Origin of the sequence: Nocardia wallacei, assembly GCF_029868745.1 — a bacterium.
GTDB classification, from domain to species: Bacteria; Actinomycetota; Actinomycetes; order Mycobacteriales; family Mycobacteriaceae; genus Nocardia; species Nocardia wallacei_B.
Genome location: NZ_JARWOP010000358.1, coordinates 54,953 through 64,121, shown reverse-complemented (window position 1 = coordinate 64,121; position 9,169 = coordinate 54,953). Strand labels below are relative to the sequence as shown.

10 protein-coding genes and 1 pseudogene are annotated in these 9,169 nt (G+C 65.8%); 5 read left to right on the top strand and 6 right to left on the bottom strand.

Annotation, left to right across the window (positions count from 1 at the left end):
- Positions 1 to 21: 21 nt before the first annotated feature.
- The 3 genes from QH470_RS33505 (at position 22) to QH470_RS33495 (ending at position 5,033) form a co-directional block, all read left to right on the top strand.
- Positions 22 to 942, top strand: a complete 921-nt coding sequence (locus tag QH470_RS33505; protein ID WP_280276392.1) for a helix-turn-helix transcriptional regulator — start codon at positions 22 to 24, stop codon at positions 940 to 942.
- A gap of 273 nt (positions 943 to 1,215) precedes the next feature.
- Complete coding sequence (locus QH470_RS33500; protein WP_280276391.1) at positions 1,216 to 4,014, top strand: TIR domain-containing protein; 2,799 nt, start codon at positions 1,216 to 1,218, stop codon at positions 4,012 to 4,014.
- Between the two features lie 32 nt (positions 4,015 to 4,046).
- Positions 4,047 to 5,033, top strand: a complete 987-nt coding sequence (locus QH470_RS33495; protein WP_280276390.1) for a caspase family protein — start codon at positions 4,047 to 4,049, stop codon at positions 5,031 to 5,033.
- A gap of 21 nt (positions 5,034 to 5,054) precedes the next feature.
- On the opposite strand, the pseudogene QH470_RS33490 reads toward QH470_RS33495, so the two are convergent.
- Positions 5,055 to 5,465, bottom strand: a pseudogene (locus tag QH470_RS33490) (aldehyde dehydrogenase family protein); the annotation flags it as partial.
- Positions 5,466 to 5,583: 118 nt separating this feature from the next.
- On the opposite strand from QH470_RS33490, the gene QH470_RS33485 reads away from it, so the two are divergent.
- Positions 5,584 to 6,054, top strand: coding sequence for a hypothetical protein (locus QH470_RS33485; RefSeq protein ID WP_280276389.1), 471 nt, complete (start codon positions 5,584 to 5,586; stop codon positions 6,052 to 6,054).
- Here the strand turns inward: QH470_RS33485 and QH470_RS33480 are convergent.
- From QH470_RS33480 to QH470_RS33460, 5 genes are all read right to left on the bottom strand, one after another.
- Positions 6,036 to 6,422, bottom strand: coding sequence for a hypothetical protein (locus QH470_RS33480; protein ID WP_280276388.1), 387 nt, complete (start codon positions 6,420 to 6,422; stop codon positions 6,036 to 6,038). The genes QH470_RS33485 and QH470_RS33480 overlap by 19 nt on opposite strands.
- A complete protein-coding gene (locus QH470_RS33475; protein ID WP_280276387.1) occupies positions 6,419 to 7,204 on the bottom strand; it encodes a DUF899 domain-containing protein in 786 nt (261 codons plus the stop codon). The genes QH470_RS33480 and QH470_RS33475 overlap by 4 nt, the downstream gene beginning before the upstream one ends.
- Before the next feature lie 28 nt (positions 7,205 to 7,232).
- Positions 7,233 to 7,565: an ArsR/SmtB family transcription factor gene (locus QH470_RS33470; protein ID WP_280276386.1), complete on the bottom strand. Its 333-nt coding sequence runs from the start codon at positions 7,563 to 7,565 to the stop codon at positions 7,233 to 7,235.
- A complete protein-coding gene (locus QH470_RS33465; protein ID WP_280276385.1) occupies positions 7,555 to 7,989 on the bottom strand; it encodes an SRPBCC domain-containing protein in 435 nt (144 codons plus the stop codon). The genes QH470_RS33470 and QH470_RS33465 overlap by 11 nt, the downstream gene beginning before the upstream one ends.
- Positions 7,990 to 8,065: 76 nt before the next feature.
- On the bottom strand, positions 8,066 to 8,446 hold the full coding sequence (locus QH470_RS33460; protein ID WP_280276384.1) for a DUF1761 family protein: 381 nt from the start codon (positions 8,444 to 8,446) through the stop codon (positions 8,066 to 8,068).
- Positions 8,447 to 8,520: 74 nt separating this feature from the next.
- On the opposite strand from QH470_RS33460, the gene QH470_RS33455 reads away from it, so the two are divergent.
- Positions 8,521 to 9,141: a TetR/AcrR family transcriptional regulator gene (locus QH470_RS33455; protein ID WP_280276383.1), complete on the top strand. Its 621-nt coding sequence runs from the start codon at positions 8,521 to 8,523 to the stop codon at positions 9,139 to 9,141.
- Positions 9,142 to 9,169: the final 28 nt, after the last annotated feature.

Below are 9,169 nucleotides of genomic sequence, written 5' to 3'. Positions count from 1 at the left end.
CCAGCGGTTACCGTGAATAACATGGACCAGCAGCCCGGAAGTCGCGGCGAAATCCGGCACTTCCTTGCCAGCCGGCGCGCCAAGATCACCCCGGCACAGGTCGGACTGCCGACCAACGCCCGTCGCCGGGTCGCCGGGCTGCGGCGCGAGGAAGTCGCCGTCCTCGCCGGTGTGAGCACGGAGTGGTACACGCGGCTGGAGAAAGGGCACATCGGCGGCGTGTCCGAAGACGTCCTCGACGCGGTCGCTCGCGCCCTGCAACTGGACGACGACGAACGCACGTACCTGTTCGACCTGGCCCGGTCGGCGCGGCTCGCGAGTCGCACGCCGTCGCGTCGGCGGGACGTCGAGGTCCCGCCCCCGGTCCAGTGGCTGCTCGATTCCATGACCATGTCCTCGGCGTTCATCCGAAACGGCCGCACGGACGTCGTCGCCGGCAACGCCCTGGCCCGAGCCCTGCACGCGCCGATGTTCGACAGCGCCACCATCGACCCGCGCGGCCGCCCCAACATCGCCCGCTACGTCTTCCTCGACCCCGGCGCACACGACTTCTTCGTCGACTGGGACGCCGCCGGCAATGCCACCGCCGCCCTGCTGCGCGCCGAGGCCGGCCGCGAGCCCCGCGACCGCGCACTGCGCGAACTCATCGGCGAACTGTCCACCCTCAGCCCCGAATTCCGCGACCTCTGGGCCGCCCACGACGTCCTGATCCGCCACGACGGCATTAAACGGCTCCAGCACCCCGACGTCGGCCACCTCGAACTGACCTTCCGCGACCTCGAACTACCCCTGTCCGGCCGCGCCGTCCACAACCTGATCACCTACACCGCCGAGCCCGGCACCGCCTCCGAAGACCGGCTCAAACTCCTTGCCAGCTGGGCAGCTACGCCATCGCGGGCGGCAGAGCCCACCCGCCACTCTCCTCAACCCGGGTCGCCCTGATCCGTCGCGGTTCGTCCGGCCGAGGATCCGGGATCCGAACTCAACCGCCGCCCGCCCAAAGTCTTTGCCGTGCAAGAAGATTCATACTGTCTTGGCGGCCAACCTGTCTCGATCGATCAGGACGGGTGAGGCGGTCGGCGTTGTTTGTGTGGGTGGTCGGATACGGGGCCTGTGGGTGACGAAAGACCCTACAGTGCGCCGGGTTTCGGCCTGATGCTGGTTTTCCGCGTTATCGCGAAAGCGGAGTGCAAGCGGAAGGACCGACGGTACTCGATGGCAATCGGACTCGGCAGGCGCCGTTCGCCGGCGGACAACGCGATCACCACCCAGAAGACAACCTACGACGTGTTTCTGTCGTATTCGCACGCTGATCGGGCCATCGCATCCGGGGTCCAACGAGGGCTGCACAGAATCGCGCGAAAGCTGGGACGGCTTCATGCCCTGCGCGTATTCCGTGACGCTACCGATCTGACCGCCAGTCCCGATCTGTGGCAGAAAGTTACGGATGCGATGGACCACTCGCGATACATGATCGTCGTCCTTTCCCCGCATGCCGCCGGGTCGAAATGGGTGAACGACGAGGTCACGTACTGGCTGGAACGGCGCGGTCCCGACAGCCTGATGTATGTGGTCGGGAGCGGCGCTGTCAAATGGCTACCACTGACCGGGAGCTTCGACCCGCAGACCTCCGATGCCGCACTACCGGTGCTGACCCGGCGCGGGGTGCTGCCCGCGGAACCCTTCTATGTCGATGTCGGCCCGGACGCGCCCTGGGACTTCAACGCGCCCCTGTTTCGCGAAAAACTCACCGACTTGGCCGCGCCGATACACGGCAAACCGAAATACGAATTGGCCAGTGAGGATCTGCGTGAGCAGCGCCGATTTCGTCGCTTCCGTCGAATCGGCATCAGCCTGCTGTTGGTATTCGCGCTGACGGCGACGTCCGCGGCGGTGTACGCGATCAAGCAACAGAGAGAAGCCGTTCGGCAGCGAAATCAAGCGATTTCGGTCTCGCTGGTGTCGCAGGCACGGGCGATGCTGGCCGGCGCCCAGTCGGGCGGTGACGTGCGGGCTATCCAGCAGCTCGTCGCCTCACTCGCCCTGACCGGCGAGGCCGACACCGGAGCGCTGTGGGACGCCGTTGCCGAAAAGCGGGACACGGTGAAGATTATCGAATCCAATTCGCTGGGCGGCGATTTCGCCGTCACCCCCGACGGTAACCGGATACTGCTGCAAGCCTCCGACGGAAACGTACGGACGTGGGACGCGCGCACCGGAAATTCGGTGGAAGCATCCAGCCCGGTCCGCATCGTAAAGGGCAAAAATACCGCCTACAACGACACGGCTACGGTCGTCGCGATAGGCAACGACAACGGCGAGGTATCGGTCTGGGATATGCGGAACGGATCGCGGACCGCGAATCCGATATCGACGGGACAGCAGGAGCCCAGCGGTCTCGCGGTGAGTCCCGACGGTCGACAGATCGCAACCGGCAGTCAGGATGGCACCATCCGACTCTGGGATGTGGCGACCGGGACCCGAATCGGCGAACCCCTGCGGGGACACGAAGGATTCGTGAGCGCGATCGCCTACAGCCCCGATGGACGGCGGTTGGCTTCCGGCGCGGGCCTGGTGATCGGCAATCTCGATCGGGCGGACAGGACCGTCCGTCTCTGGGATACCTCGACGGGCCGGCAGATCGGCCAACCGCTCGTGGGCCACGAATCATGGGTGGCGAGTGTCGCGTTCAGCCCCGATGGTTCGCGCCTTGCTTCCGGCAGCGATGACGACACGGTGCGCCTGTGGGATTCGAACACCGGCCAGCCGATCGGCGGCCCGCTGACCGGACATCAAGACTGGGTCAACGACGTGTCGTTCAGCCCGGACGGCCGCTTCGTGGTATCCGGAGCGGCGGACCGGACCATCAGGGTGTGGGATACGTCGATGGGAAAGCAGTCCCGCCCGCCTCTCCTCGGGCATGCCGGCGACGTGCGGCAAGTCCGGTTCGGTGCCGGTGGCGATATCGTCGTTTCGAGAGGTGACGACGGCACAATGCGGTTCTGGCATACAGATATTTACCAGTCCGTCGGTGAAATTGTTCCCGGCGAGCCGACACGCGACAAAATGTTGGGGTTCACGTCGAATGGAGAATATGTGGTCGTCGCTGCCCCGCACGGCGCTATTCGAATTCGGGACACAGCGTCCGGGGCTACGGTCGGGGCCGAAGTGTCCAGTGAGAACCTGATACCGTCCGCCGTGGCTGTCGCCGATGACCTGTCACAGCTGGCGGTGGGTGACCACGGCAGAATTCTGTTGTTCGGCACTCGCACCGGAATGCAGCTCTCCCGCCCGGTCAACGCGTACCAGACCAAAATTCTTTCCATCGCCTTCAGCCCGCACGGAAAGATATTCGCATCGAGCGGCGAGGACGGTGGTGTGAGTCTTTGGAACGCGAATTCCGGCGAGAGATTCGGACCCACGATCGAGGGTCACGAAGTGTTCGCCGCCGGACTTTCTTTCAGCCCGGACGGACGCTACCTGGCATCGTCGGGAATCGAGGGCGTCCGGATCTGGGATGTCGAAACCGGCAAGCAGATGGGCGACCTGATGGAGCTGACGATCGGCACGTCCAGTGTGGCGTTCAGCGCCGATGGTGCGCGCCTGGCGTCCGGCGGACTCGACGGCACCGTCAGGATCTGGGATCGAGCGACTACCAAGCCGATATCCGAGCTCATGACCGGGCATCAGGACGAAGTGTGGGCGGTGGCGTTCAGTCCGGACGGAAAGTACCTCGTGACCGGCGGCGCCGACGGGACGATACGGCTGTGGAACGGCCGAACCGGTACCGCCGTCGGCTCACCGATGCCTGGTCACCACTCGGAAGTCCACAAGATCGCCTTCAGTGCGGACGGCAAACGCATCGTGTCGGCGAGTAGTGACGGCGGCGTGCTGATATGGCCGGGACCGGAAGAGCTGGTCGCCGAATTGTGCGCGAAATTGACCGCGGGAATATCCGAGGAAAACTGGAAGAAGTGGGTCTCGCCGGATGTCGAATATGATCCTTCTTGCTGAACCGATGAACGCGGTCGATATCGGAGCCGGCGATGCGTAAAGCATTGATAGTCGGGATCGACTACTACGACCGGGTCGGATGCCTCAGCGGCGCGGTGAACGACGCGCATGGCGTCCGCGCTGTTCTCGAGCGGAATGCCGACGGTTCCCTGAATTTTCCGACGCCTCAGTTACTCGTCGGGACCGGCCCCGAGTCGAAAGTAACTCGGCGCGAGTTGAAGCATGCGGTACGGGAGCTGTTCGCCGACAATTCGCAGATTGCCCTGTTCTACTTTGCCGGCCATGGCAGCATCGAGGACAGCTGGGGTTATCTGTGCGCCAGCGACTGCGAATCCGGAGACGACGGTCTTCCGCTGGCCGAGGTTCTCTCCTTCGCGAACAGGTCGAATGCGCAGAACAAGGTCGTCGTCCTGGACAGCTGTCACAGCGGCGTGGCGGGCAGCAATGCGCACACGACGAATATGACCGAGATTTCCGAGGGCGTGACCATCCTTACCGCGTCCACGGCCACGCAGTATGCGATGGAGACGCCAGGCGGCGGGTCGGGCGTGTTCACCAATCTGTTCATCGACGCGCTCAGCGGCGCCGCGGCGAATCTGGTGGGCGCGATCACGCCGGGCAGCGTCTACGCTCACATCGACCAGTCACTCGGTTCCTGGGCACAGCGTCCGGTCTTCAAGACGAATGTCACGAGGTTCGTCTCCTTACGCGAGGTGAACGCACCGATCGAGCTGACCGAATTGCAAATGCTCACCACCCTGTTCCCGGATCCGGCTACGCCGTTCGCATTGGATCCGAGCTACGAGCCGTACCGGTCGGGCGCGGAAGACGCCACCGTTCCGCCTCCCGACTCCGCCCACACCGCCTTGTTCGCGGTCCTCCAGAACTATGTGAAGGTGCATCTCGTGAGACCCCTCGGAGCCCCACACATGTGGCACGCCGCCATGGAAAACCAGGCCTGCGAGCTGACAGCTCTGGGTCGGCACTATTGGAACCTGATCGACAAGCGACTGCTCTAGTTGCGCGCATTCCCGCGCCCCTCACGGCATGGCGATGCGGATGTTTTTGACCTGCTGGAACTCGTGGAGTCCTTCCAGCCCCCCGGCACGCCCGGTACCGCTGTGTTTGTATCCGCCGTAAGGGCTTTGGGGAGAGATGTCGCTGTTGCGGTTGATCCATATCGATCCGGCGGCGAGGTCGCCGCCGATGCGGCGGCCACCGGTGACCAGTTCGCCCATCTTCTCGGTGACCGCGCGCTCGATCGTGTGCAGGATCCGGTCGGCCGCGGCCTGGCTGATCACGGGTCCGACGAGGACGTGCGGGTCGAAGGGGTCGCCGACGGTGGCCGAGGTGACCACGGCGAGAAACTTCGCCATGAACTCGTCGTAGATCGAGTCCTGGACGAGGATCCGGGTACCGCACGCGCAGCTCTGCCCGGCTTGGCCCACCGGACTCCCGCTGCCCGTCGATGCGGGCAGCCTCTTGAAATGACGGGCCGAGGTGTCACCATCGATCGGTAGCATGCGACAGTGTTCTGCCAGGCGCACAGATCACTCGTTGGAGGTTCGGATGCCCGCTCGCTCATTCCTTTTCGCGGTACCGGTCGTGACGCTGCTGGCCGCCGTCGCGGGGCTCGCTACCGGCCGAGCGGTCGCCGAATCCGACCTCGATCGGCTGACACCTGTCGATATCGGCGAATACCGCACGGACAGTACGGAATTCGGAGGCGTGTTCTTCCGGACACCGGATGGGCGTGCGTGCGCCATCCACGCCGGCGACGGACCGGCCGGGTGCGACGCCGTGCCGATGGATGCCCCCGAGGGGACGAATCAAGTCCGCGTCACCAGCACCGAGGTTGCCCGGTACGTGGTCTCCGCGGCACCGATCTTCACCTCTCCCGGCGGCGCGAAAGTGCTGCCGGAAGGACATCGCCTCACGCTGGAGAACATCACGTGCGGCGTCGGATTCCAGGGCACGGTCAGCTGCGAGGCCGGAGCGCACGGCTTCACCATCGCGGCGACCTACGGAGTGCTGCACTGAGCGTCTGATTGCGGGCGCCGCCCTGTCAGGTGATTGCGGAGCAGCACCGCGCCGGACAGTGCCGTCTCGGCGAGGGCGGCCAGGAAGGCCCCGTGCATCAGTGCGCCCGGCATCGGGGCGAGGTAGTGCAGCGTCAGCATGGCGGTGCTCATCGCCGCGGTCATGGCCCAGGCGGCGGGGGAGGGGCGGGTCCACAGATGCCAGGCGCACCACAAACAACCCAGCGACATCAACGCGGGCAGGACGACCGACCACACTGTGGCGCAATGGGTTCCGTCGCAGGCCGCGTGCAGTGTCGCCGAGAGCAGCGCCAGCGCCGCTCCGGTCCGGCTGGTCCAGGACGTGGCCGGAGCGGGCGGGTTGATCACTGGGCCGGGTGTGCGCAGCAGTCGTGTGGCGCTTGCGTCCGCTGGTTGCCGGCTTCGCCCCGGTCGATGGCGGCGGCTACCTTGTCCATCCACTCCGGCGCGGTGTCATCGACGGGGGCGGCGTACTCGTCGTGCCAGTTCCACCAGGTGTATGCCGGTGTTCGCGGGTAGCCCTCGGGCGAATCCTCCCAGTCCTCCTGGCGGCCGAGGGCCGTCATATCCAGGTAGCTCCAGGTATTCCCGAAGTATTCGTCGCCCCGGCGGTTGATGAAGTAGGTGCGATACACGCGGTCGCCCTCCCGGATGAAGGCGTTGGTGCCGTGCCATTCATCGACGCCGAAGTCCTTGTCGAACTCGTCGGTGAGGGTGTACCACGGGATTCCCGACCAGCCCATCCGCGCCTGTACCCGGGCGATCTCGGGTTGCGGTGCGCGCGAGACGAAGGCGAGCGTGGTGTCACGGGCGTTGAGGTGCGCGAGATTGCCGATATGGTCGGCGATCATGGAACAGCCGCGGCAGGCGTGCTCGGGCCAGCCGAGCACACCAGGCTCGAAGAACGCGCGGTAGATGATCAGCTGACGGCGGCCTCGAAAGAGGTCGAGCAGGCTCATCGGGCCTTCGGGCCCCCGGAACGAGTACTCCTTCTCGACTGCCACCCACGGCATCCGGCGTCGTTGCGCCGCCAGCGCGTCGTGGGCCCGCATCACTTCCTTCTCTTTCGTCAGCAGCCGCAGGCGCGCTGCCTCCCAATCGTGCTGTGAGACGATCGGCGGTGTCTTCATGGTGAAACTCCTGGTTCGGATCCGTGGATCAGGATCGGTCGAGGCTGTTCTTCAACGTGTCGAGTGGGCCGTCCCAGTCGCGCGCGAGCGCAGCGAGAAATTGTTGCGCCACCCGCATCGGCGCGGAACGCAATCGGTAGCGCACCCGGCGGCGCTCGCCCGGTTCGGCGGTCACCAGACCGGCCTCGGACAGCAGCGTCAGATGTTTGGCGATCGCCTGCCGGGTGATCGGCAGCCGGGCGGCCAGGTCGGTCGCCGTGGCGGGCCCGGCGGTCGCCAGTGCGGCGAGGATCGTGCGCCGGCTCTGGTCTGCCAGCGCCACGAAGACCTGTTCGGCAATCGCCTCCTGGTCAGGCCGCATCGAGGTAGTCGGCCAGCTCGCCGAGTTCGTTCTGCCAGCCGCGCGTATTGCCCTCGAACGCCGATTTGTAGGCGTCCTCCGCGAGCTGTGCGAAACCGGACTCGACCACGGTCAGCCGGGTACCGGTCGCTACCGGCTCGAGCGTGAACTCCACGTACGTGCGGCGGGGATCGTCCTCGGAAAGGCCGAAGATCTGCCAGGTGAACCCGAAGACATAAGGTTCCTCCACGCGTTCCACCCGCATGTCCGCTGTGTGTCCTGCCTCGTCCCAGCGCATCCACGCCTGACCGCCCGGCCGGAGCTCGATGCCAGCCGCGTTGCCGGCCCAGCTGCTCAATCCCTCGGCGGTGGTCAACGCCGCCCAGACCTTCGCCGGCGGATGTGCCAGCTCGATCGTCCGCTCGATGCGATCGGGAAATCCCATACCCACCTCCATTAGTAGCAACTTGTTGGTTGCGATAATATTGCAACCAACAAGTTGCGTCAATGGCTTGCGGGATTCAGAGAAACAGCCCGAGGACGACGCCGCTGAGGACAAGCTTGAGGACCCAGTCGGTCATGTGCACCAGGGCGGTCGGGATCGGAACGTTCTCGTGGACGATGGCGCCGGAGAGGATGGTCACGGGGATGATCGCCACGATCGCGCCCAGTGCCGCTCCGGCCCCGAGGCCGTGCCGGTCACCGGCGACGAGCAGTGTCGCCAGCACCGCGGCCGTCACCAGACCGCGCAGCAGCACCGACGCCATCTGCACCGGCACCCCGATTCCCGGACGCGGAGTGCTCGTCCGCGACACGAGCGCGGCCACCGGCGGCGCTGCGTACAGCACCGCACTGAGGGCGAACGAGACGATCGCCGCGACGACGACACCTGCAACAATCATGGCCGGCTCCTTAAGTACGATGTAGTACTAAATTAGGCCGCGTGTTCGGTACTGTCAAGTACTAAAGTGGGGCCATGAACTCCGCAGGTGGACGTCGCGGCCGACCGTCCGGGAAGACGGGCGCCGAACTGCTGGCCGTTGCCCGAGAGGTGTTCCTGGAGCGCGGTTTCGCGGGCACGACGATGGATGAGATCGCTTCGCGCGCAGGGATTTCCAAGGCCTCGCTCTACCGCGAACACCCGTCCAAGGCCGGGCTGTTCGCCGCGGTCGTGGAGCACTGGACGGCTGCGGGCCGTCATGCCCTGCGGCCCGCGCTCGCACATCTCGAGGCCGCCGAGGATATCCGCGAAGGGCTGATCGCCTGGGCGCGAACCCTTTCGGCCGGTGTGCTCTCCCCGCCCGTGGTGGAGATGCGCCGACTGGTCACCGCCGAGGCGGCCCGACAGCCCGAAGTCGGGGCGGCCTATCTCCACAAGAGCTGGATCAGGAACATCGGCGACCTCGCCACGACCCTGCGAACCCTCGACGCCCGCGGCGTACTGCGAATCCCCGACCCCGGCACTGCCGCCGAGCAACTCACCTGGCTGGTCGTCGGCGCACCACTGAACGCCCGAATGCTCGACGCCACAGCACCTCTCACCGACACGCCCGACGCGTCGATCGACCTGTTCCTGGCCGCCTACGGCCGGGCGTAACCCCTCGCCGGTTGACGACCGCCGCTCC